The sequence below is a fragment of the Larkinella sp. genome, assembly GCF_965227735.1.
In the GTDB taxonomy this organism is placed as follows: Bacteria; Bacteroidota; Bacteroidia; order Cytophagales; family Spirosomataceae; genus Larkinella.
In genome coordinates, this window is the sequence record NZ_OZ245776.1 from 838166 (window position 1) to 861710 (window position 23545).

Sequence of the window (23545 nt, forward strand, 5' to 3'; positions counted from 1 at the left end):
GAAACGAACGATTGATAGATTATGGCAGAAATCACGCAAAACGAACTGGTTACGTATAAAGCCAACCTCGATGTTTTTTCGGGAACGCTTCAGGAACTGGCCCGCACCGACAAAACGATTCTGGTGGTGACCAGTGACTCACGGGGTTCGGGAAAGCTGGTACCTTTTGGCCAGAAATTCCCGGCGCAAATTGTCGAAATCGGAATTGCCGAGCAAAATCTGGTGGGCGTCGCGGCCGGTTTGGCTTCGACGGGTAAGAAAGTGTTTGCGGTTTCTCCCGCCTGTTTTCTGACGGCACGTTCGTTTGAACAGATCAAAACCGACGTGGCTTATTCCGACAACCCAGTCAAACTCATCGGCATCAGTGCTGGTGTGAGCTACGGTGCCCTGGGCTCGACCCACCACAGTTTGCACGATTTTGCGGCTTTACGGGCGGTTCATAACCTAATGATTGTTGTTCCGGCGGATAATTTTGAAACGGAGCAGGCCATTCGATTAGCGGCCCAAACCGAACATCCGATTTACATCCGGTTCGGCAAAAAAGCGATGCCCTTGCTGACCGAAGAACCAAACCGCAGATTTGAATTCGGGAAAGGCAGTGTAGTTCGGGAAGGGAATGATCTGGTCGTTATCGGAACAGGCGAAACCGTCTATCCGGCCGTTCAGGCGGCCCGGCGGCTGGAAACATTGTACGGAATTCGGTCGACGGTGGTCAGTATGCACACCATCAAACCGCTGGATTACGAACTGTTGGCGCAAGTTGCTTCAAGCGGTGTTCCGATTGTTACGGTGGAAGAACACAGTGTTTATGGGGGCCTGGGTGAAGCCTGCGCTTCGTTCCTGATGCAAAACGGCTTTCGTAATCCATTCAAAATCATGGGCATACCGGACGAATACACCGTTACGGGTTCCCAGATCGAGATCCTGAATCACTACGGTTTGTCCGAAGAAGGCATTGCCGAAACCGGGCTTAACCTGGTTCGCAAAACGGCTTAACCTTTCCTACCCATGAAAAAAGTATTCCTACCCCTCCTCTCCTTCATCGTATTGCTATCGTCAGGCATTGCTCAGGCGCAGGACGCCAAAAAACTCCGGGTGCTGGTATTGACCGACATTGAAAACGAACCCGATGACGCCCAGTCGATGGTGCGGTTTCTGACCTATTCCAATCAGTGGGATGTGGAAGGGTTGATCGCTACGACTTCAGTGCATCAGCGAAACCGGGTGGCACCCGAGCGGATTCAGCGGATTGTTCAGGCCTACGGAAAAGTGCGGAACAACCTGCTGCTCCACGAAAAAGGCTATCCCGAAACCGACTACCTGCTTAGTCGCATCAAACCGGCGATTCCCAAATATGGTATGGACGCCGTTGGGCCGGGCAATGACTCGGAAGGTTCGGAACACATCATTGCCGTGGTGGACCGGAAAGACAACCGCCCGGTCTGGATTCCGATTTGGGGTGGAGCCAATTGCCTGGGACAGGCCCTCTGGAAAGTCAGACAAACCCGCACCCCCGAAGAGGTCGAGCGGTTTGTGGCCAAAATCCGGGTCTACACCATTTCCGATCAGGACGACGCCGGGCCGTGGATTCGCAAGACCTTTCCAACGCTGTTTTACATCATCAGCCCCGGTTTTCACGCCCGGGGCGGCTACCATTATTCCACCTGGCGCGGCATCAGTGGCGATGGCTTCACGCGGGGTTTCGATGGCGCGGATTCCAACCTCGTCAACAACCGCTGGCTGGACGAAAACATCCGGAAAAACCACGGGCCGCTCGGTGCCGAACATCCGCACACGGATTTTATCATGGAGGGAGATACGCCCAGCTTTCTCGGGCTGATTACCAACGGCTTGAGCGACCCAGAACACCCCAACTATGGTAGTTGGGGCGGCCGTTACGAGTTGTATACACCCCGCACCCGCAAGTGGTTTCTGGAACCCGAAACCCGCCCCATCTGGACGGACACCGAAGACGAGGTGGTGGGCATCGACGGAGCCTGGCACAACAGCAACAAAGCGACCATCTGGCGCTGGCGGCAGGCCTACCAACACGACTTTGCCGCCCGCATCGACTGGACCGTCAAACCGTACAAGGAAGCCAACCACCCACCGGTGGCGGTTTTGAAACACGCCAATCAAATGCGGGTAAAAAGTGGGGAGAAAGTGGTTTTAAGTGCGGATGGATCAACTGATCCCGATGGAAATTCGCTCTCGTATGAATGGATTTATTACCGCGAACCGGGGACTTTTGAAAGCAACCGGCCACTCGAAATTCAGGATAACCGGCAAAAGTCGGCTTTTTTGACGGCCCCGAAAGTGACCCAACCGGAGACACTGCATGTCATTCTGGCCGTAACCGATAATGGCAAACCGGCTCTGACGCGCTACCAACGGGTTATTGTGACGGTATTTCCGTAATTTTTTGCCCCGTTCAAGGCTGTTAAGTTCTTCCGCTTTTGCCCCGTTCCCCTAAAGGCCGGGCGGCCGGTGCCGGGCTTAAACATCCGGATTTCGAAGCCCGGCACCGGCCGCCCGGCCCTTAGGGGAACGGGGCAAAAGCGGAAGCGCAACGAATTATCAGACATAAGTCCTAATGAAAAAAGTTTTCAATTTCAATCCAAAAGGAATTCCGGTAATTCTACTGGTGATGGCCCTTCTCATCGCTGGTGGATGTCAGAAAACGGCCAGCGAAAACCAGCCTAAACAGGTTGCGGTTATCATTTCGACGCTTAACAATCCCTGGTTTGTGGTGCTGGCCGAAACGGCGGCTGCTCAGGCGAAATCGCTGGGATACGAAGCCAAAATCTTTGATTCCCAGAACAATACGGCGCTGGAAACCGATCATTTCGAAAACGCCATTGTCTCCGGTTTCGACGCCATTCTGTTCAATCCAACGGATGCCGACGGTTCGGTTGTGAATGTTCTGAAAGCCAAAGAAGCGGGTATTCCGGTGTTTTGCATGGACCGTGAAGTTAATTCGAGCGGGGCGGCAACCTCCCAGATTCTGTCCGACAACTACGCGGGCTGCGTGGCCATCGGGAAATATTTTGTTCAAACGATACCGAAAAAACCGTCGGGCGACGCGATCAAATACGTCGAAATTCTGGGTCTGGTGGGCGACAACAACACCTGGAACCGGTCGAAGGGATTCCACAGCGTCGTGGATTCGTACCCGGCTTTCAAGATGGTAGCCCAGCAAAGTGCCGATTTCGACCGAAACAAAGCCCTGGAAGTGGTCGAATCGATCTTGCAGGCCCACCCCGACATCGACGGGATTTTCTGCGGGAACGACGCGATGGCGATGGGCGCTTACCAGGCGGTGATGGCGGCCGGAAAAACCCGCGACATCAAGGTCTACGGTTTCGACGGCGCACTGGATGTAATCGAGTCGATCAACAATGGAAAAATCATGGCGACCGGTCTGCAATCACCCGAGACGATGGCGAAAACCGCTGCGCTCTATGCCGGCGACTATTTCAAGGGAAAACGGAATTTTCCGCAAAAAATGCCGGTGGCCGTCGAGCTGGTTTCGCAGGCTAACATCAAGGATTACAGCGCATTGATAAAATAAAACTAAACCATGAATAGACCGGGGTTAAAGTACGGAGCGTTGCTTTTGCTGCTGGCGGTAGTGGTGTACAATTCCGTTTATTTCAAAAAACTGGATGAAGTAAAGGCCAAAGGTGCCCGGACGGAGTTCGATGCCGCAGCCTACGCCGATGCCTTCTGGAAAACCAAACTACTGCCCGCAACCACCAAAGCAGTCGATCTGTCCACCTTGATTCAGGCCTTGAAAACCGACAAAGACCAGGCGTTTGCTGCGCATTCAAACGCGATGAGTATCGGCAACATCCGGTATTTTCTGGTCAAAGGGCAGGGTAAAATAACCGCAGTTCGCGATCAGGACGTCACCGTTTCGCTGACCAACGGGCCTGACATCATCGTGGCCACGGAATACATTTTCGGGAATGCCGCCCGCGATGCGTCGGGGCTAATCAGCCTGACGGAATTTACCAATACGATGGATTTGAACAACGTCTCGGCGGAAATCAACCAGATCATTCGGAAGCGGGTGGTGGCTCCGTTTAAAACCCGCGCCAAAACCGGTGTTGAAGTGGAATTTACCGGAGCCATCGAACTGAACCGGACTCATCTGCATACCGAAGCCATCGAAGTTATTCCGATTTCTATCCGGTCCGTGGGTACATGATATGCTAAGAGCGGAAAACATAACGAAGCGATTTTCGGGGGTAACCGCGCTGGACGCCGTTTGCCTGGAATTTCAGGCCGGAAAAGTGACGGCGGTGATTGGTGAAAACGGTGCCGGTAAGTCCACGCTGATGAAAATCCTGTCGGGCGTTTATCCAGACTACGAAGGTCAGATTTGGTATAAGGAAAACCCCGTTCGGTTTGCCTCTCCCCGCAACGCGCAGGACTGCGGCATTGCCATCATCCACCAGGAACTGAACCTGATTCCGTACCTGACTATTACCGAAAACATCTTTCTGGGCCGCGAACTGACCACCCGCTGGGGAACACTCGACAAGAAGGCTATGCGACTGCGGACCGGGCAACTGCTCGACCGGCTAAATCTGTCCATCAGCCCCGACACGCTGGTTTCGGAGCTAAAAGTGGGACAGCAGCAGGTGGTCGAAATTGCCAAAGCGCTGCTGATCGACTCGGAAGTGATCATCATGGATGAACCCACCTCGGCCATCAGCGAAAGCGAGGTCGACGTGCTGTTCAGAATCATCGCGGATTTAAAAAAGGAAAAGAAAGCCATCGTTTACATCTCGCACAAACTGGACGAACTGTTCAAAATGGCCGACCGGTTTGTGGTGCTGCGCGACGGAAGATCCATCGAATCCGGCGAAATGCAGGGCATGACCCACGATGACATCATTCGAAAAATGGTTGGGCGGGCGGTTCACACGATCCGTCGGCAAGCCGGTTTTCTGCCTCCCAAACCGCTGCTGTCGGTGGAGAATCTATGCCTGAAGCACCCCGAACGAACGCAGGAAAACCAGCTCAAAAACCTTTCCTTCACGGTGGGGCGGGGCGAAATCGTTGGCATTTTCGGGCTGATGGGCGCGGGACGAACCGAATTGCTCGAAACGCTTTTTGGTCTGCATCCGAAGCGAACCACCGGCAAAATCTGGCTGGATGAGCAGGAAAAGCATTTTAAATCGCCCGGCGACGCCATTGCAGCGGGTTTGGCGCTGGTGCCGGAAGACCGCAAAAAAGACGGGCTGGTGTTGGGGCTGGATGTGCGGACGAACATCAGTTTGACCAACCTCAACAACATCGAACGGGGCGGTTTTCTCAGCAAATCGAAAGAGTCCAAACTGGCGAATAAGTATATTTCCGAACTGAAGATAAAAACCTCGTCGGAAAAGCAAACCGCCCGGAATCTGAGCGGGGGCAACCAGCAGAAAATCGTTCTGTCGAAATGGCTGGCGACCCAACCAAAGCTCCTGATGCTGGACGAACCCACGCGCGGCATTGATGTCAACGCCAAAAATGAAATCTATAAGCTCATTCTGCAACTGGCCGACGAAGGCATGGGCATTCTCGTGGTTTCTTCGGAACTCCCGGAAATTCTGGCGATTTCCGACCGCATTCTGGTCATGAGTGAAGGAAATTTGACGTCCGAACTGTCTGCCAATGCCTCGGAAGACGAGATTCTGAAAGCCGCTATTCCTCAAACCCTTTAACGAAGGCCCCCATGCAAATCTCCTTGCAAACCTACCGACCCGTTATTCTTAAATTTCAATCACTGATTGCCCTGCTCCTGCTTTGCATCGTGATCGGTTTACTGTCTGACAAGTTTTTTACCGTGGCCAACGGCTGGAATGTTCTGCGGCAAATCTCAGTCAACGTCTGCATTTCCGTCGGCATGACGCTGGTGGTGCTGACGGCCGGCATCGACCTCTCCGTCGGTTCGGTGCTGGCCCTTTCGGGGGCCATTGCCGCCGGTTTGCTGCGGAACGGAATTGAACTCCCCGCCAATAATCTGTACATCGGTTTTACGGTTTTCGGAGCCATCGTCGCCGGAATCCTGACCGGCAGTATGCTCGGCTGGTTCAACGGCTGGGCGATCACCCGGTTTAAACTGCCGCCGTTTGTCGCTACGCTCGCCATGCTCACCATCGCCCGGGGCTTAACGATGCTCTGGACCGAGGGATTTCCCATCACCGGTTTGGGCGATTCGTTCACCTTTCTCGGAACCGGCTGGTTCTTAGGTATTCCGCTCCCGGTCTGGATTTCCGGCGGAATTGTCCTGGTCACGGTTTTACTCATGGATCAGACCCGGTTTGGCCGGTACGTCTACGCCATTGGCGGCAGCGAAAGTGCGGCCCGGCTTTCGGGTGTCAACATCAACCGCATCAAAATAGGGGTCTACACCCTGGCCGGTGCGCTGGCGGCAGTCGGTGGATTGCTGGTGACGTCCCGGCTGGATTCGGCGCAACCCAATGCCGGAACGAGCTACGAACTGGATTCCATCGCGGCTGTGGTGATTGGCGGCACTTCGCTGTCGGGCGGACGGGGCAGCATCCTCGGCACGGTGCAGGGCGCGGTCATCATCGGCGTGTTGAACAACGGTTTGGTGCTACTGAATGTCTCGCCGTTCTGGCAGCAGGTTGTCAAGGGAATCGTCATCCTACTGGCCGTTATCATCGACAAATCCAGCACCAAAGGCGAATAAGGACATGGAAAACCGCTTTATTCTGGCAATTGATCAGGGCACGAGCAGTACGAAAACGCTGCTCTTTAACGAACACGGAGAAGCCGTTGCGCGGGCGTCGGAACCGCTCAGAACCCGGTATTACGGCGACGGCTACGTCGAGCAGGATCCTGAACAGCTATTCGCCAATGTGCTGGCTTCCGTCAGAAAATGCATCGAAACGTTTGCGGCTCAGGGTGGTGATCTTCAAGCCATTCGGGCGTGCGGCATTTCAAACCAGCGCGAAACCTTCGTGGTCTGGGATCGGGCCGGCGTGCCGCTCTACAACGCCATCGTATGGCAGTGCAAACGCTCGATCGACGTTTGCGAGCGACTCAAATCCGAAGGGCTTGAAGAGCAGGTAAAAGCCAAAACCGGCCTGTTCATCGATCCTTATTTTTCGGGAACAAAATTGATCTGGCTCTACGAAAACAACGAAAAAGTGCGGCAGGCCGTCGATGCCGGAAACGCCTACTTCGGTACGGTCGATACCTGGCTGCTTTATCAATTAACCGACGGCCAGGCCTATTTTACCGACTACACCAACGCTTCCCGAACGTTATTTTTCAACCTGAAAACGCTGGACTGGGACACGGAACTGCTGGCGGCTTTTGGTTTGTCCCAACTGAATCTTCCCCAACCCAAACCGTCGGCTTTTTTGTTCGGCGCGTCGAACTTCAACGGCTTGTTCGATCATCCCCTTTCAATTACGGCTCTCATTGGCGATTCCCACGCGGCTGCATTTGGCGAGGGCTGTTTTGAACCCGGCACGGCCAAAGCGACCTTGGGAACCGGCTGCTCCATCCTCATGAACATTGGTTCGGAGCTTCAGGAGTCGAAACGCGGAATGGTTTCCACGGTTTGCTGGAGCACCGAAGACCGGGTAGATTACGCCCTGGAAGGCGTCATCGTCACCTGCGGAGCCACCATCGAATGGCTAAAAAACAGTTTGAACCTCTTTGTTGAAAGCCAGGAAACCGAAGCGATGGCTACGGCCGTCAGCGACAACGGCGGGGTTTACATCATTCCGGCGTTCAGCGGTTTGGGGGCGCCCCACTGGCAGATGGCGCGCAAGGCAACCATTTCCGGGCTCACCTTTGGTTCCAGCAAAAACCACCTGGTGCGGGCGGCCCTGGAGTCGATTCCCTACCAGATTAAGGATGTCATCGTGGCGATGGAAGCCGACACGGGAATCCACTTGCATGAATTGATGGTGAACGGCGGGATGACCGCCAACGGGTTTCTCCTGCAATTTCTGACCGATTTGCTCGGCAAAACGGTCGGCCACGGCGGCATGCCGGATGTGTCAGCCCTGGGGGCCGCTTACCTCGCGGGGTTGAAGGCCGGTGTTTATCCAAGTCTGACCCACCTCAAAAGTCTGAATAGCGCGAAAAAGTCGATCCACCCGGAAGACTCTGCTACCACACAACTTTATTATGCTGGCTGGCTGGCTGCTTTGGGCGAAACACCAAACTGATCCTTTCTTCTCTTCGTCCAGAAACCAGCCTGCTGCCAAACAGAAGTGGGTACTATTTTCTACACTATGACACCAATTTGTGTCATTTATGGGTACAACTTTCCGCTAAAAAAGTTAAAAACAGCCGTTTTCTGCTTAAAAAACGCCTTTTTCACAATTGGCACGCATTTTTCTAATGCTTAAACGTATCACAATTACATTCAACCAAAACAGGAAACGTCATGGGAAATTTGCTTTATGTCATTGCGGTGATTTTAATCATCATTTGGCTGGTAGGATTATTGGGCTTTGGTAGTTTTGGTATGGGTAACATCATCCACGTTCTGCTGGTGATTGCCGTCATTGCCATTATCTTACGATTGATTCGCGGAGACCGGGTTGTGTAGAGAGCCGAAATCAACAGATTATATAGGTAAAGCCTCCGGAATTTTCCGGGGGCTTTTTGCTTTTCCATCTATTTTACATTCCCCATTAAACCTTCGCTGCCGATATGCATCCAAAACACATCAACGAACAACAATTCGATACGAACATGAAAAAGATACTGATCATGGTAACGGCTGTGGCCCTGATGATTGGCGGTTGTACGACGCAAAGGCCCACCGTGAACGACCGCTACGACCGCAATGATGACCGCTATGGACGAAATGATGATCGCTACGGCCGTTACGATAACCCCAACGTTCGGGAGATTCCCCTCGAAAATAAACTGGAACGCTGGCAGAACGAACTAAACCTGACCAATCGCCAGAAACGCGAAATCAGGAACATTCAGGATCGCTACGAGCGCCGGGGCCTGACCCGCAACGAACGCAACGACCGTCGTGAATACCGGCAGTTGCAGCAACAAAAGCGGAAAGACTTGCTCTCCGTGCTGACCTCCCGGCAACGCGACCGGCTTTATCAACTGGAACAACGAAACCGGAGCTAAAAACCGGCACAGACTGATGAACGCAGGGCACCCGAACGGTGCCCTTTTTCTTTTTTCGGGAAATGAATACCTTGCTGCCCAACTCCGTTCCTGAACCTTCATGAAAAACCGTCCCTTTGCCCTCTTGTCAGCCTGTGTTTTGTTTGTTTTCTCCCGCACTGGTCGGCCGGGCAATCCAAACCGCCCAAACGCAAAACGACGGTTTCCATCGTGGGCGACCAGTTCTACATCAACAGCAAACCCACCTTCCAGGGGCGCACCTGGAATGGCCACAAGATCGAAGGCCTTTTGCCCAATTCCCGCATGGTACAGGGTATTTTTGACGACCGCAACCCGGAAACCCGCTCCAAATGGGCCTATCCCGACACGAAAACCTGGGACCCCAACCGCAACACCGCAGAGTTTGTTGCCGCCATGCCGGTTTGGAAAAAACACGGTTTGCTGGCGATAACGCTCAATTTGCAGGGCGGCAGCCCGGAAGATTACTCCAAAGACCAGCCGTGGATCAATTCGATGTTCAACTCCAATGGCAGTTATGAACCCTACTTTGCAAACCGGCTGAAGCGAATTCTGGACAAGGCCGACGAGCTGGGCATGGTGGTTATTCTCGGTTTGTTCTATTTCGGGCAGGATGAGTACTTAAAAAATGAAGCGGCTGTCGTCAATGCCGTTGACAATACAATGGAAATTTTGGCAAATGGCGGTTATCGGAATGTGTTGGTCGAGATCAACAACGAGTGTGACATCCGGTATGACCACGACATTTTGAAAGCGGAGCGGGTTCATGAACTGATCCGGCGCGTGAAAGCACAGAAACGAAACGGCCACCGGTTTCTGGTTAGCACGAGCTATAGTGGCGGAAAAATCCCACAAGAGAACGTGGTGCGGGAAGCCGACTATCTGATTCTGCACGGCAATGGCGTGAAAGAGGCCGTCAAGATTGCCGACATGGTTCAGCAAACCCGCGCCGTGGCCGGGTACCGCTCCATGCCGATAGTCTTTAATGAGGATGACCATTTCGATTTTGACAAACCCGCCAATAATTTTCAGGCCGCCACCAGCGCCTATGCTTCCTGGGGGTTCTTCGACTACCGCATGAAAGACGAAAGCTTCAACGACGGTTATCAGTCGATTCCCGTCAACTGGCAGATCAGCTCACCCCGAAAGAAAGCGTTTTTTGATTATTTGAAGGAAATTACGGGCGGTTTGCCCTGAAAACGGATGGTTCCAAAAGAAATCACAGCCGTTTCAAAAAATATATTCTTTGGCTTTTAATCGGTCATCCCTACGGGATTCTGGACACACCTCATTAATCTTACCCTACCCGGTTGAAACCGGGGGCTACAAGATGATTCATCCCTACGGGATTGCGGGTTTTGATCATCCGCGAAGGGGTAAAATCCCGTAGGGATGATCCATTTTTGTAGCAATGGGTTTTAACCCGCCGAATCACAGGCAACCAATCCCGCAGAAAATCCCGTAGGGCTGAAACATCTTGTAGCGGTGGGTTTTAACCCGCCGAATCATCAACGATCAATCCAATGGAAAAATCCCGTAGGGATGAAACATCTTGTAGCGGTGGGTTTTAACCCGCCGAATCATCAACGATCAATCCCGCAGAAAATCCCGTAGGGATGATCCATTTTGTAGCGGTTTTAACCCGCCGAATCATCGGCAATCAATCCAATGAAAAAATCCCGTAGGATAGAAACCTGATCAACGGCGGGATAACTCAATCTTTACTAATATCAATGATACTGCATTCCAATGGACCGCACGACCCCGTAGCCCTGTTTTTCACCGAAAACGCTGAGGCCGACGCGCGGGGCACGATCCCAGCGGGGCAGGTAGCCGCCATTGACCGGCATCGTTAGCAATGGTTCGGGCTTCCCTCCTTCCGTCGACCAGGAAAAATCATAGAACTGGCCGAAACGGCTTTTTAGCTGCAAATGAACCACAGCGGTCGTTGTCGGCAACGGTTGCGATTTCAGGATTTGCCGGACACCCTCTTTCACCTGCCAGAGTTCCAGCGTTCCCTGGCGAACCCCGAACCCCAGTGCATTCGCGGCATCGCCATACAGCGTGATGCTTTGCAACACATCCGGTTGCGGTTCAACGGTAGTTGAAAACGTGTAAGTGCCTTTTTTGAGGACGAATCCCAGAAAATTTCCGGTTGGCGTAGCAACGTTGTTCTGCATTTTGAACGAACCATCCGCCACGCTAAACGCCGGTTTTGGCAAACTGACATCCCAGACCCAGGGCAAATCACCCACCGGTTTTCCAAAATCGACGGCTAAATTGACATCCGTTTTCTGCCCCATTCGGGTGGGCGATTCGGCCTGCGCGGGCGTCGTGGTTCCGTAGCGGAAAACCGGCCACTGCGTTTTTTCGTCCCAAACCAGCTCACTCAGAACGCCCTGGCGGCCCGTAAACGTAAAATCGGTGCCGTTATAGGCGTGATGCAAATAGAAATAGCGGTTGTCGGGGGTCGTCACGACGGTTCCGTGTCCGGGACATTTCCAGGTGTCGTCGCCCACCAGCACCGGGTTACCGGCATATTTTTGCCACGGCCCCTGCAGTTTTTCGGCCCGCGCAAAACCAACCTGGTAGTTACAATGGGCTCCGCAACAGGTATTACCCGAATAGAGCATGTAGAAATACCGCCCCCGTTTAAACAACGCCTGCCCTTCCGCGCCACCTGCTTCCCAGTTGTCGCGTTCTGCCGTTAATAAGGTGAATTCTTTGCCGGTCACCTTCAACCCATCAGGCGACAGTTCGGCGCCCAATAGCTCGATGGCCTTTCCTTTGTCCAGCCCGTAGGCTTTCCAGGTGATGTAAAGTTTCCCCTGATCTTCCAGCACAAAGGCGTCGATGGCTTCGGATGTCCATTCGAGCAGAACGCCATGATCGGTGAAGCCTTTCCGCAGGTCGCGGGTGGTGGCCACGCCGATGAACGAGCGCTGGTCTGATTTCCGGCGGGCAGTGTAATAGACGTAAAAAATGCCGTTGCGGTGGTACAGTTCCGGTGCCCAGAAACTTCCCATCGTCCACTCGGGCAGGGCGGTAAAAACCGGCCCGACATAGGCCCAGTTGACCAGATCCTTCGACGAATAAATCGGGTAGGCAGGCGCCCATTCGGACGACGTACCGGCCGCGTAATAGGTATCGCCCACGCGAATGACCGACGGATCGGCAAAATCACCGGCAATGACCGGATTGCGGTAGGTAACCGTCGGACCGGGTTGTGGACGCGACTGCGCCAGACCCTGAAAAAATAAAAAAAATGTAGTAATGGTTATATAAATGGACTTCATGCGTTATTTTTAGTTACTGAATGAACTGGCCGACCCGATTCCCTTGAACAAAAGTACGCGTTCGCAGCTATATAGTACGTGAAAAGTAAAATCCATTCCGCGCCCGATGAACAGCTTCTTTCTTATAGCCCTGGCCACCTTGCTGGTCGCCCAGCCCGACGACGAAAACAAAAAAAGTCGCCGGATGAAGAACCGGATCGAACGCCGGGAATTACAGAATTCGATTGAGGAAGTCACCTACCACGATCGCTGGAAACGCGTGGCTACCTTCCGCGTGTATGACAAAGCCAACCGGCGGCTTTTAGAAGAACATTACCGGGATTTTCAGCTCCGAATCCGCCACGGACAAACCCGCGCCTGGTATCCGAACGGGCAGTTGCACTGGACCTGCGATTTTAAAGAAAGCCAGATCAACGGGCCTTATTTTTCGTATTATGAAGATGGCTCCCCGAAACGCCGGGAATTATATAAGCTGGGAACAGCCCGGAAAGGCGAATGTTTTACGCCCGAAGGAACCCCGGTCGAGTGCCAGCCGCTGATCAAAAAAGCGGAATTTGAAGGCGGTAAGAAGCAGTTTATCACGGTATTGAAGGAGCGGCTTCGTCACATTCAGCCCACCGAACCCTCGGTTTTTTTCACCCTGGAAGGAACCCTGTCGGAAGAAGGCATTCTGTTTGGACTCAAGCCGCTGGCCTACATCCAGAACCGCCCCCCGGCCGAACGCGAACTGGCCCGTCAACTCGTAACGGCCCTGCGGGATATGCCCCGCTGGCAACCCGTTATCGTCGATGATCAGCCCATTGCCAGCGATTTGCTGATTAGCATCTACTTCAGCAATGGCAAAGTTTTTGGCGGCAGTTACGACATCCAGTAATGCCTGTTCTGTAAGGACAACCGCCCAACCCGTTCAACCTACTTTCGTGGGTTATATGCCTTTTGCAACTCAGCTTGAATTTCCGGAATTTGAACACCTGACCGACGATACCAGCAAACTCACAATGCACATCGTCTGTCGATCTGTGGCCCTAAAACCATCCACCCATAATGAGTACTAAAACCGAATTGTCGCCCGAACAAAAGGAAGAACTTCTTACCCTGTTAAAAGCCCGTTTTGAGAAAAACAGAAACCGCCACGCCGGGATTGACTGGGCGAAGGTGCAGGCCAGACTGGAAGCGAATCCGGCTAAATTATGGTCGCTCGACGACATGGAAACCACGGGTGGTGAACCGGATGTGGTGGGCTATGATCAGCAGACGGACGAATACATTTTTTACGATTGCTCGGCAGAAAGTCCCAAAGGCCGCCGAAGCCTTTGCTACGACCATGCAGCGCTGGAATCCAGGAAAGAATACAAACCGGCCAACAGTGCAGTTGAGATGGCGTCCGATATGGGCATCGAGCTTTTAACGGAAGAACAATACCGGGCGTTACAGCAATTGGGAACGTTCGACACCAAAACATCGAGCTGGATACAAACCCCTGCCGAGATCCGAAAACTCGGCGGTGCGCTCTTTTGCGACCGTCGCTACAATACGGTTTTCGTCTACCACAACGGTGCCGAATCGTACTATGCAGCCCGGGCGTTCCGCGGCTCGCTGAGGGTATAGCCAGCCTACAAAACCGCCATCATGCACTAGTCGCCCAAAACCGGCAGCGTCATCTGAATCTCGGTATACTCCCCTTCTTTCGAGTTGATTTCGATTTTTCCCCGGTGGAGTTGCACGATGTCTTTGGTCATGAACAGGCCGAGGCCAGTGCCTTTGGAGGTAGGCTTGGTCGTAAAAAACGGGTTGAAAAGGTTGGCGATTTCCCGCTGCGGAATGCCTTTGCCGTTGTCGCGGATGCGTAAAATGACCTGATCATCTACCCGACTCGTGACAATCCGCATCTCGGGCATGAAATCTTTGGTAAGCTTACTCTTTTCGAACAGGGTATAATACGAATTGCTCACAATGTTCTGGACCACCTGCCCGAATTCGTTCGGCAACAGGCTGGTTCGGACGGGCTTCTGGTCCAGATTCAGCACCAGATTGATGGCAAAATCCGGGTAATCGCCTTTCATTTCGCGCAACGCAAAACGGGCTTTGGTTTCGACAAACTGGTTGAGATCGGTATCCTGAAAGTCCCGGGATTTCTCCCGCAGCAACACCTGCATGTCTTTCAGAATCCGGGTCGTGCTGGCGCTATGTTCCTGAATTTTAGCCAGGTTCATCTTCAACACGTCCAGATCATCCATGATGTCGTCCCGCACATTGGCACTGAGCGAATCCTGTTCCTGCTTGAGCCGGTCGGCAAATTCGTGGATGATTTCTTCCGACAACTGGGAGAAATTGCTGACGTAATTGAGCGGGTTCAAAATCCGGTCCACGATGCCTTTCGTCAACTGTCCAACCGACGCCAGCCGCTCCTGGCGGATCAGTTCGTTCTGCGTATTTCGGAGATCGTGCAGGGTATTTTCAAGGTTTTCCAGCAGCCGGGTTTTGATGAAAGCCGCAATCAGGTGTTCCCGCAGATTCCCGATCATGCTGATGTCGCGCTGGTCGAACGCACCCGACCGGGTGGTATTTTCGAGCGTAATGAACCCTTCGATGTGGCCTTTGTTTTCAATCACAATGGTAATTAACGACTTGGGTGTATCCAGATCATCAATCGGGCTGTTTAGCGGTTCGTAATAAACGTCATTTTTCAGGTAAATATCTTCAAAGATTTCGACGGTTTGCGACAGGTAGCGGTTTTCGGCCTGTTCGCGCGTAAGCCCAACGGACGCAACCTGCGCCAGCTCCAGATTACTCCGCAACGCCTTAAAACGGTATGAATCCGTCGGTTTGTCATACACCAGAAAGCTCGCACTGGTCATGTTCCGAATCACCGAAAACTTCGTCAGAATGGTCTGAAAAAGGTTAGCAAAGTCGATTTCGGCATTGATCGACTGCACAATGAGGTCAATTTTTTCGAGCTGATCGTTCTTGATCGCCAGTTCCTCCGACTGCTTTTCCAGTTCCGATTTCTGGCTGACTACCTCTTCCGTCCGCTCCTGAATCAGGGTTTCCAGCGCCTGCTTTTCCCGCATCAACACCTTCAGCCGCCACCGCACCAGGAGGTAAATGAGCAAACCGGCAGCCAGAACAAACAACGTGATCACCCACCAACGACCATACCAGGGCGGAAAAACCCGGAAGGAATAGGTCGCTTCCCGACTCGGGGTTTCGTAAATATTCCGGGCGCGCACCCGAAACACGTAGCGGCCCGGCGGCAGGTTGGTATATTCTTTCTTGCTTTCCGACGTCCAGTCCGACCATGCTTTGTCGTAATTTTCGAGCCGGTATTGAAAATTCAGGCCTTTTGCAATTGGAAAACTGGCCGCTGCATACTCGAAACTCACATCGCTGAACCGGTTTTTCTCGTCCAGTGTCTGCACGTTCCGAATCAGAGCCTGATACGGCAACGCGTATTTTCTGGCAATGCCCGCATTGTAGCGAATCACGCCATCGCGCCCGCCAAACCACACCAGCCCCTGCTGATCCAGGTAAATAACGTTGACCGGCGAGGTGGAAATCGGCAGAAATGGCGTCGTGAATTCCTTGAAACCGTTGCCCTGTTTTTGATAGAGCGTCACGCGTTTTTTATCGCCTTCCACCGTCCAGATATTCCCGCTCCGGTCTTCCATCAGGTTATTTTTCCAATACGCCGTCCCCGGTTTATCCGTTCCAAACGGATTATAAGCAGCAAAGCGATTTTGCTGCGGATTGTACCGAAAAATGCCTTTTTCATTGAAAACCAGCACACCCTGCGTCGTAACCGCAACGCGGTTGTAAAACAAGGTAGGCAAACCCTGCTGACTTTCCACCACCTGAACCCCTTTCGTCGTAGCGATCAGCCGGTGTAAACCCGCCGTCAGTGTTTCGAGCCAAACCGTGCCGGTCTGATCTTCGTGAATCCCCACCACGCGCTCCGAAAAACCGGAAATGGGCCGGTAAGACGCCGGTTTTCCGCGGGAAACCGTCAGCATGCCCGCACCGTTTTCCGTTCCAACGTACAGACGCGACGGATCTTTTTGGGACACCGACAGGCTGAGTGCATACGCCTGCGTCAGAGCCTGTTTCTGATTACCGGTCAGTTGATAAACGCCTTTGCTGGTGGCCACAAAAAGCGAACCGGCAGCTTCGGCCAGTGAAAAACAGCTCATGTTCAGGCCCGGCACCGGACGAACGACCGAATTGGTCAGTTGAAAAAGACCGTTCACCGCAGCCAGATAAACCGTGCCGCCTACCCGCCGGATGTCCATGATTTCGCCCGTCAGCCGCGACGACGTGCCGAACAAAGTCAGTTGCGAAGGCACCTCCATCTGCGCCAGGCCGTTGTTGAGGGCCAGCCAGACGTTCCCTTCGCGGTCAGTAAACATCGCATTGACAAGCTGGTCGGTCAGCCCCTCGATGCCCCGAATGGCCTGTTTGAGTTGTCCGTTGGGGTCAAGAATCAACATGCCGCCCCGCAACGTGCTGATGGCTATGGTGCGATCACTCAACACCACGCCACTGGTGGCCTGGTTAGCCGAAAGAAAGGCGTTGACCGGGCTGCTGAAAACGTCGATGGTGTTGTCAGACAACTGAAACAATCCCTGGTTGCTGGTGATTAGCAGCGACTTATCCTTACTCAAGGGCAGGATGTCAAGCAAGTCAAACAACAGCGGCACATTCCCGCTCTGGCTGACCGGGCTGATCGAACCGTTCCGAAACACGCCTAAACCGCTTTGTTTCCGAAACAGATAGAGCGATTGATTGACCTCAAACGCCGACAAAACTGCCTGCTCCACCGCCCATTCGTTGACGGTTTTTCCGTTCCAGCGAAACACCCGGTTTTGGGTGATGAAATAGATTCCATCCGGCATTTCGAGCACCGACAGAACCTCGTTAAACCGGCTTTTGACCCGCTGACTCAGACTGACAAACCCGAGTGTTCCGGTGCTGTCGGCTTTCAGAACGCCAAATTCACCATTGGCTCCCACATAAAGGGTTCCGCTTTTGGCCCGCAGCAGCGCCGACACTTTCGTGATGTTGGCGGTGGGGATGGTCCGCCAGTTCAATCCGTCGTATTCGAGCACCCCGGCAAAATTACCGACGTAAATGACGCCCCGCTGGTCCTGCGTTACGGCAAAATTTTGCCCGTTCGCGTTGTACTGTTCGGGCAAATACAGTCGCGTCGGCGGCACTCCTTCATCTGCCCCGACAGACTGGCCAACCGCCATCCCGGCATTTACCAGCATGAACAGGGCAATCCAGCAAAGGCATGATCCAAACCGACTCATTGTTTTCAGCAATTGATCCTATTAAGTTACACTCACTTCCTCCACCGCAACGGTTTCGTTCCGGCTTACCAACAGTTCGGCTTCCGACCGAAAACCGGCTACCCGACTGGCAAGACGGCCCCGTTCCGAACCGGGCTGTAGCTGCAACAGTCGGTACAACTCCCCAAACCGCGTCGGGTTCAGCTCTTTCAGGACAAAGAAAGCCGTCTCGGCGATCTGCTCGGCCGATGACGAGACATTGGCCACCAGAATGGCCGTCGGATCGGTTTCGTGCCAGACCAGCAGTTCGCGAATGGCGACGGCTTTGAGTTCCGGCGTAATTTTGTTAAAATCCTTGTTGATGATGTCGTGCAGCCGGGCTTCCACCATCAACTGTTGCTGCGGGTGATTGACCGCACTTCTCCGCAGTCGCTCGGCGAACGAGATGTCCGAAAAGAGTGGTAACACGCTGCCTTTCACCTCTTCCGGTAAAGCCGTACTGAGCAATTCGATCAGGTAGCCCTTGATTTCGTCGTTTTTTTGCGTGATCAACTGACTGATCAGATCGAACCGGTTGTCGCCGTAGAGCGTAGCCAGCAGGTTGAAAACGGTGGGAACAATCCGGTTTTTCTCGTTCCGCAACGCATTGATAATCGGCGCATTGCGGGGGTACGCGTCCAGATCAAGCCGGGCCGCCGTTAGCCAGACCAGCAAGCCCACCTGCTCGTCGAGTTGCAGCAGCACGTGGGGACGTTCCAGAACGGTGGCGCGGTGGTTCAGGTGATTCAGTCCTTCAAACACTTTGTCGCGCACGATCTGAACGGGGTGGTTGATCCGCGCCCGCAAAAACCGCAAAGCCGCGTCGCCCCCCATTTCGTTGATCATCCCGACGATGTGTGCCTGTTGTTTTCCCGACAAATTGGCCTGACTGAAAAACCGCGCCAGTGCCGGAATCACGGCATCGCCAACCGATAAAATCGCCGAGGTCGCCGTGTCGCGGTAGGTTTCATTGAGTAAGTGTTCGAACAGACGGGGCCACAATTCCGGTTTTCGCAGTGCCCCGGAAGCCAGCAAGGCCGCCTTCCGAACAGCCGGATTTTCGTCGTACAACAAGGTCTGTAAATGCGTATAGGCATAATACCGCCCCGAATAGCCCAACTCCGTGGCCGCCAGCGCCCGGTCGTCGGGGTTGTCCGATTCGGCCAGCCGCACCATGCTGGAGAACGCCTGGGCCGAACTGAGGGATCGCTCGGCTTTGGGCCGAATCGTCGTGTGATCGATGGTATTTTTATACGCCAGCGTGGCCGACCGGATCACGGCGGCATTCAGAGTGGCCCGGTATTCGGCTTGAATCCGGAAGGAAACCACCGCCCAGAAAACCAGAATGGCCAGAAATAGATAGCTCAGGTGAACGAGCGTAATGGCGCTGAAGCTGGTCAGAATCAGCAGCAAAACGCCCGGCAGAATGCTTCCCAGGGCCTTCGGACCACCTTCAATCCGGCTTTGGATCAGCGTCCGTTCGGCCGACGGGATGGGTTGAAAGAGCACCTGAAAAGCCGGTTCGCTGATCGACCTCCGTATTGAACTCAGAAAAAAGCGACTTAGGGCAATCAGCGCAAAAAACAAGGAGGTCGTTCCGTATAGGGTGCCATAAACCGCTCCAACGGTGTAGCTGATCAGCAAAGCAATGGGTAACAGCACAATGCCGGCCCGGATGGAATACGCACTGATCAGCCGGTTATACAGAAACGACTTGATAATCAACTCAATAACCGCACAAATCCCGAAGAAGGTCCCCAGGAAACCGGCAAGCAGTTCCTTGTTGGGGAAAATCTCTTTCGACAGTACCGTGAACATGAATTCGACGTAAATCAGGCCAAAAACCGTGAGCAAGGCAATGATTGCCAGCATCGACTCATACGAGCGACTCGCCATCGCACTGGTTTCGACTGGCTGAGTTGCGGCAACGGGCGAAGACGGGGCCGTTGTCAGCTTGGGCTGGAAGCGCTTGTAGATGTAGGTCATCAGCAAGGCGCAGAGCACCAGCAACACCAGGGCCAGCACCAGCAAATCGTCGGTTGAAACGAACGTCAGCAGCAGCGGAACCGAAAGATAACTCAGGATCGACGCAATGACATCACCCGTCGTGATGAAACTGAGCAGTCGTTTGCTTTGCCCAAAATTAAAAACCCGCCCGGCGGTGGCCCAGAACGTGATGCCGTGGATGAACACGAAAACGCGGTTCCAGAGATACAGCACAAAATAGACCCACTTGTTGTGCAGGGTGCTGGAGGCCAGCAGCAAACCGGCAACCGACAGGAGCATAAACGCCAGCAAATAGCCGTTGACACGCAGGAAAGAGGCTTTTCGCCGGAGGTAACGAACGCCCAGGCCGAGGGCATAGACCAGCGATCCACTGGCAATGAAGGCCATCGGCAATTGATTACGGTCGAAATTGACCAGAAAAAGAGAGGTGGTGCTGGCAAAAAACAGGGCGACCGCTCCTCCCATCAGCAGGGAGTAAACGACGAACAGCAACACGGTTTTGCCTTCGCCCGACTGGAGGTTGAGAAATCTATAGACTGCGTCCCGCCGGAACATCCGCAAAGTGTTTTTTAAGGTCGTACTGCATGAAATACAGGGGCCAGTCGGGTCGTTCGGGGGCATTTTTCAGTTCGCAAACCGTCGAAAAACCCAGTTTTGTCAAGGCTCTGATCCGAAAGTTGAGCTGTGTCGAAGCCACAATCACATCGACATTTTTCTTTTCGGCCATCCGGATGCGCGCCCGGTCCAGTTGTTCGGCAAATCCGTTCCCGCGAAACTGCGGGTCGATCACCATCCGGCTAAACGACGCAATGGTCTGATTTTCAAACCGAAACCGGCTTTCGTTTTTGGGCAGCAGAAACGAATACGGAGCGGTTTCGATGGTTTCGTGAATATTCATCCGGGCGGCCGCCACAACGACGCCATTTCGGGTGATGACCCAGTGGTAAGCCGTCTGGTCGAGGGGTTCGATCCAGGTTCGTTTGGAAAAGAAAAGAGGATTGGCACCCGGTTCGTTGATCCAGGCCCGCACGCGAAGCACACCAATTTCGTCCATCCGATCCGGATACGTTACCTTTTCCAGACAGTACTTTTCAGCAATCATTGATTCCATGACACAGGGCCCGACTCCTTGGGTTTGAGGGTGTAAAAAACCGCCAGCGACAGAATCCGGCGATCCATCAGGAAACGGGAAGCGTACGTAAAATTATCGGCTTCCCGGATTCCCGGAACGAAATATTCCTTGTTGAGCAGGTTGTTCACCGACAGTTGCAGCGACAATCCATTCAGCAAATTGTGGTACGTAAGGTTCGATTTCAGCACCAGAAACGGATCGAAACGCCGGGCCGGGTTGTTGCTGCCCGCCGTTCCCGCACCGGTTTTCCGCGCACTGACGTAGTTGCCCGCCAGGTAGAAACTCAGCCGGGGCGTTAACTGGTAATCGGCACCGGCGTTGGTCATAAAATCGGCGATGTCGCTGATGCGCAACTTGGCGTCTTCGTCATACGGATTCGTGTACGTAAAATTCCACCAGATGTTCAGTTTGGCAGACCGGTAGTTGCCTTCGCCCTGCAACCCCCAGATCCGGCGTCGGCCGATGCCCTGAAACTGCTGCGTCATGCTGCCATTTTCCTGCATGACCTGGGCGGTTCCAACGGCGTTGCTGTAGTTGGCAAAATAACCAACCACATTGAACGACATCTGCTTCGTGGCCTGGAGGTACGCGCTCATTTCCAGGTTGTTCACCCGTTCGGGCAGAAGCGTCGGGTTCGGGAGCCGCCGGGTGGCCGTGGTGCCGTATTTCTGCAAAAACGACGCATCCTTGAAGGCTTCGGCATAAATGGCCTTGAAAATCACTTTACCCCGGTTATAGATGGCCGCCAGCCGGGGTGTCGCCACGGTGCCGTAGCCCCCGTTGCTCCGGATCCGGTTGTTATCGACCCGCAAACCGCCCACCAGTTTCAGGTCTTTGAGCGGGCGGTAGGTGACCTGCGAATACACCCCAATGTCATTGGCTTTGAAGTTGTTGCCCCCCGCCAGCCCGGACGCGTTGGCCACCGAACCGGTTTCGTCGGCAAAGGCCAGCGTCGAGGTGATATAATTGCCCTGAATCAACCCGCTCCGCAATTCAATGCCACCGCTGACGTCGAGGTTGAACAAAGGACTCCAGAACAACCGGAGTTCGTTCCGGAACTGGGTCGAAATGCGGTATTGATACGTGGCTGTCGCTTTCGGAACCGAGTCTTTTTCGAGTTCCAGAAAACCGAGTCTCCCGTTGAAATAACCGTTGTAGGTCACCAGGTTCGTGCTGCCCTTAATCTCGTGCAGGAGGTACGACGAGATGTTCATGATCTGAAATTTATCGCTGAACGCCTTGTTGTAGGTAATCGAAAACGCCCGGTCCTGCGTTACCCAGCGCGGGTTTTTCTCCGTCGAAATCGTGGATTTGTTGGTATACCAGGGCGTTCCGCCTTCGTCGGTTTTCCAGTTCAGAAACGAAATGGTCAGGTCTTTGAACTCCAGTTTTCCCCGAAAAAACCAGTCGCGTTTGGTATTACTGAACCCTACTGCATTGCCGTTCAGGGCGTTACCGAACAGATTGTTATCCAACCGGGCGGCTCGTTGAGCTCCTTCGGGTGTCAGGCGCAGGGCCGTGGCCTTGCCATCCGGCGCGTAATCGACTTTGTATGAGGTACTGTTTGGATAGAGTTTGGTCAGGTTCGTTCGCTGGAGGTACTGCTGCGCCCGGTAATTACCGCTGGCATCGGTGCCAATCTGATCAAATTGTCCGGTGTAATCCCCCGCCGTCCGGGCATCGAAATTCCATTCCGGATAGTCCGACAAATCGAGTTCGCTGGCCTGGTAGACGCGGCCCGTTACCGACAGGGCGACGTCCGCGTTTTTGGCCGTCAACACGCCATCGACCTGATTCCGACCGAGCGCACCCGACCGGGCATGCCCATTGAACGCCACCTGTTTGGCCGGTCCCGGCAGATTCCGGAAGTTTTTGGTGATGATGTTGATGACGCCCATGAAGGCATTGGCCCCATACAACGTCGAAGCCGGGCCGTAGATCACCTCCACCCGTTCGATGTCCGACAAAGGATACTGCGGAGCGATCAAAACCGTATTTGAAACCAGGTCATTCTCCTCCACTCCATCGATCAGAATCAGCGTCCGGTCGTTGGAGGTGGAGCGATACCCCCGCTGGTAGAAATTGGTCGAGCCGATACCGTTGCCCCGAATGACGTCAAAACCGGGCAGATCGTGCAGAATGTCCTCCAGCGATTTGTAGCCCCGCTGCGCAAAATCCTTGCTGTTCAACACCGCCACCGTGGCCGGTACATACAACAGATTTTCCGCTTTTTTGGAAACCGACGTCACCTGCAAAATCTGCTCTTTCGATTCCCGCACCTGCTGAAAAAGCGTTTTATAGCGCGGAGAGGCCGAGAAATCGGGTTCAAACTTCGGATTAAGTGTGAGAAGCTGGCTGATCGACCGCGCACTTTGCGGCAGGGAATCGATGGCCAGATAGGTCATCGACAGAATCTTGTAGGCCTGCACACGGGCGTATTCGCTGAACCCCTTCTCGACGCAGGGATTCAGGAGCGCAAACACCTCATCGAAATTACCGGTCGCATACCGCTTTTCGGCTTCCGGGATCACGGCCGCTTCGTCGCAGTTGGCCTGCGCCAAGGTTGGCAGCCGAGCCCATCCCAGCAGCAAAAAACTCAGTAGCAGACCAATCGGGTAAATTTTAGTCATGTACAG

17 protein-coding genes are annotated in these 23545 nt (G+C 53.7%); 12 read left to right on the forward strand and 5 right to left on the reverse strand.

The genetic code is table 11. The features are described 5' to 3' along the window. Window positions 1-21 precede the first annotated feature (21 nt). The 10 genes from ACO064_RS03370 (at window position 22) to ACO064_RS03415 (ending at window position 10347) form a co-directional block, all read left to right on the forward strand. Window positions 22-996, forward strand: a complete 975-nt coding sequence (locus tag ACO064_RS03370) for a transketolase family protein (RefSeq protein WP_421825999.1) — start codon at window positions 22-24, stop codon at window positions 994-996. A gap of 12 nt (window positions 997-1008) precedes the next feature. Further along, window positions 1009-2418, forward strand: coding sequence for a nucleoside hydrolase-like domain-containing protein (locus ACO064_RS03375; protein ID WP_421826000.1), 1410 nt, complete (start codon window positions 1009-1011; stop codon window positions 2416-2418). A gap of 175 nt (window positions 2419-2593) precedes the next feature. Further along, entirely contained in the window at window positions 2594-3571 is a 978-nt protein-coding gene (locus tag ACO064_RS03380) for a D-ribose ABC transporter substrate-binding protein (RefSeq protein WP_421826001.1), read from the forward strand. A 9-nt stretch (window positions 3572-3580) separates the two neighbouring features. Next, a complete protein-coding gene (locus tag ACO064_RS03385) occupies window positions 3581-4210 on the forward strand; it encodes a DUF2291 domain-containing protein (RefSeq protein WP_421826002.1) in 630 nt (209 codons plus the stop codon). A gap of 1 nt (window position 4211) precedes the next feature. Beyond that, window positions 4212-5714 (forward strand): sugar ABC transporter ATP-binding protein, encoded by a 1503-nt coding sequence (locus ACO064_RS03390; protein WP_421826003.1) that lies wholly within the window; start codon window positions 4212-4214, stop codon window positions 5712-5714. 11 nt (window positions 5715-5725) lie between these two features. Further along, window positions 5726-6706, forward strand: coding sequence for an ABC transporter permease (locus ACO064_RS03395; RefSeq protein ID WP_421826004.1), 981 nt, complete (start codon window positions 5726-5728; stop codon window positions 6704-6706). Between the two features lie 4 nt (window positions 6707-6710). After that, window positions 6711-8201, forward strand: a complete 1491-nt coding sequence (locus ACO064_RS03400; RefSeq protein WP_421826005.1) for an FGGY family carbohydrate kinase — start codon at window positions 6711-6713, stop codon at window positions 8199-8201. Window positions 8202-8422: 221 nt separating this feature from the next. Continuing rightward, window positions 8423-8587, forward strand: a complete 165-nt coding sequence (locus tag ACO064_RS03405; protein ID WP_114407910.1) for a lmo0937 family membrane protein — start codon at window positions 8423-8425, stop codon at window positions 8585-8587. A 104-nt stretch (window positions 8588-8691) separates the two neighbouring features. Then, on the forward strand, window positions 8692-9132 hold the full coding sequence (locus ACO064_RS03410) for a hypothetical protein (RefSeq protein WP_421826006.1): 441 nt from the start codon (window positions 8692-8694) through the stop codon (window positions 9130-9132). Window positions 9133-9342: 210 nt separating this feature from the next. After that, on the forward strand, window positions 9343-10347 hold the full coding sequence (locus ACO064_RS03415) for a hypothetical protein (RefSeq protein WP_421826007.1): 1005 nt from the start codon (window positions 9343-9345) through the stop codon (window positions 10345-10347). Window positions 10348-10880: 533 nt separating this feature from the next. On the opposite strand, the gene ACO064_RS03420 is transcribed toward ACO064_RS03415, so the two are convergent. Then, on the reverse strand, window positions 10881-12446 hold the full coding sequence (locus ACO064_RS03420; protein ID WP_421826008.1) for a glycoside hydrolase family 43 protein: 1566 nt from the start codon (window positions 12444-12446) through the stop codon (window positions 10881-10883). A 106-nt stretch (window positions 12447-12552) separates the two neighbouring features. Between ACO064_RS03420 and ACO064_RS03425 the strand changes: the two genes are divergently transcribed. Beyond that, a complete protein-coding gene (locus tag ACO064_RS03425) occupies window positions 12553-13320 on the forward strand; it encodes a toxin-antitoxin system YwqK family antitoxin (RefSeq protein ID WP_421826009.1) in 768 nt (255 codons plus the stop codon). A gap of 170 nt (window positions 13321-13490) precedes the next feature. Further along, window positions 13491-14054 carry a DUF4256 domain-containing protein gene (locus tag ACO064_RS03430; protein WP_421826010.1) on the forward strand — a complete coding sequence of 188 codons (564 nt, stop codon included), beginning with the start codon at window positions 13491-13493 and terminating at the stop codon, window positions 14052-14054. Between the two features lie 26 nt (window positions 14055-14080). On the opposite strand, the gene ACO064_RS03435 is transcribed toward ACO064_RS03430, so the two are convergent. The 4 genes from ACO064_RS03435 to ACO064_RS03450 are packed head-to-tail and all read right to left on the reverse strand — an operon-like array spanning window position 14081 to window position 23539. Further along, window positions 14081-17752 carry a sensor histidine kinase gene (locus ACO064_RS03435; protein WP_421826011.1) on the reverse strand — a complete coding sequence of 1224 codons (3672 nt, stop codon included), beginning with the start codon at window positions 17750-17752 and terminating at the stop codon, window positions 14081-14083. A 21-nt stretch (window positions 17753-17773) separates the two neighbouring features. Next, window positions 17774-20332, reverse strand: coding sequence for a HEAT repeat domain-containing protein (locus ACO064_RS03440; protein ID WP_421826012.1), 2559 nt, complete (start codon window positions 20330-20332; stop codon window positions 17774-17776). Beyond that, window positions 20307-20879 carry a GNAT family N-acetyltransferase gene (locus ACO064_RS03445; RefSeq protein WP_421826013.1) on the reverse strand — a complete coding sequence of 191 codons (573 nt, stop codon included), beginning with the start codon at window positions 20877-20879 and terminating at the stop codon, window positions 20307-20309. The genes ACO064_RS03440 and ACO064_RS03445 overlap by 26 nt, the downstream gene beginning before the upstream one ends. Beyond that, a complete protein-coding gene (locus ACO064_RS03450) occupies window positions 20876-23539 on the reverse strand; it encodes a TonB-dependent receptor plug domain-containing protein (protein ID WP_421826014.1) in 2664 nt (887 codons plus the stop codon). Before ACO064_RS03450 ends, ACO064_RS03445 begins: the two co-directional genes overlap by 4 nt. Window positions 23540-23545: the final 6 nt, after the last annotated feature.

What these genes read in the sequence shown, in the direction of transcription:
- ACO064_RS03375 (WP_421826000.1), top strand. Translation starts at nt 1,009, where the DNA reads ATGAAAAAAGTATTCCTACCCCTCCTCTCCTTCATCGTATTGCTATCG.
- ACO064_RS03440 (WP_421826012.1), bottom strand. Translation starts at nt 20,332, where the DNA reads ATGTTCCGGCGGGACGCAGTCTATAGATTTCTCAACCTCCAGTCGGGC.
- ACO064_RS03430 (WP_421826010.1), top strand. Translation starts at nt 13,491, where the DNA reads ATGAGTACTAAAACCGAATTGTCGCCCGAACAAAAGGAAGAACTTCTT.
- ACO064_RS03380 (WP_421826001.1), top strand. Translation starts at nt 2,594, where the DNA reads ATGAAAAAAGTTTTCAATTTCAATCCAAAAGGAATTCCGGTAATTCTA.
- ACO064_RS03450 (WP_421826014.1), bottom strand. Translation starts at nt 23,539, where the DNA reads ATGACTAAAATTTACCCGATTGGTCTGCTACTGAGTTTTTTGCTGCTG.
- ACO064_RS03425 (WP_421826009.1), top strand. Translation starts at nt 12,553, where the DNA reads ATGAACAGCTTCTTTCTTATAGCCCTGGCCACCTTGCTGGTCGCCCAG.
- ACO064_RS03435 (WP_421826011.1), bottom strand. Translation starts at nt 17,752, where the DNA reads ATGAGTCGGTTTGGATCATGCCTTTGCTGGATTGCCCTGTTCATGCTG.
- ACO064_RS03385 (WP_421826002.1), top strand. Translation starts at nt 3,581, where the DNA reads ATGAATAGACCGGGGTTAAAGTACGGAGCGTTGCTTTTGCTGCTGGCG.
- ACO064_RS03405 (WP_114407910.1), top strand. Translation starts at nt 8,423, where the DNA reads ATGGGAAATTTGCTTTATGTCATTGCGGTGATTTTAATCATCATTTGG.
- ACO064_RS03390 (WP_421826003.1), top strand. Translation starts at nt 4,212, where the DNA reads ATGCTAAGAGCGGAAAACATAACGAAGCGATTTTCGGGGGTAACCGCG.
- ACO064_RS03420 (WP_421826008.1), bottom strand. Translation starts at nt 12,446, where the DNA reads ATGAAGTCCATTTATATAACCATTACTACATTTTTTTTATTTTTTCAG.
- ACO064_RS03445 (WP_421826013.1), bottom strand. Translation starts at nt 20,879, where the DNA reads ATGATTGCTGAAAAGTACTGTCTGGAAAAGGTAACGTATCCGGATCGG.
- ACO064_RS03400 (WP_421826005.1), top strand. Translation starts at nt 6,711, where the DNA reads ATGGAAAACCGCTTTATTCTGGCAATTGATCAGGGCACGAGCAGTACG.
- ACO064_RS03395 (WP_421826004.1), top strand. Translation starts at nt 5,726, where the DNA reads ATGCAAATCTCCTTGCAAACCTACCGACCCGTTATTCTTAAATTTCAA.
- ACO064_RS03370 (WP_421825999.1), top strand. Translation starts at nt 22, where the DNA reads ATGGCAGAAATCACGCAAAACGAACTGGTTACGTATAAAGCCAACCTC.
- ACO064_RS03410 (WP_421826006.1), top strand. Translation starts at nt 8,692, where the DNA reads ATGCATCCAAAACACATCAACGAACAACAATTCGATACGAACATGAAA.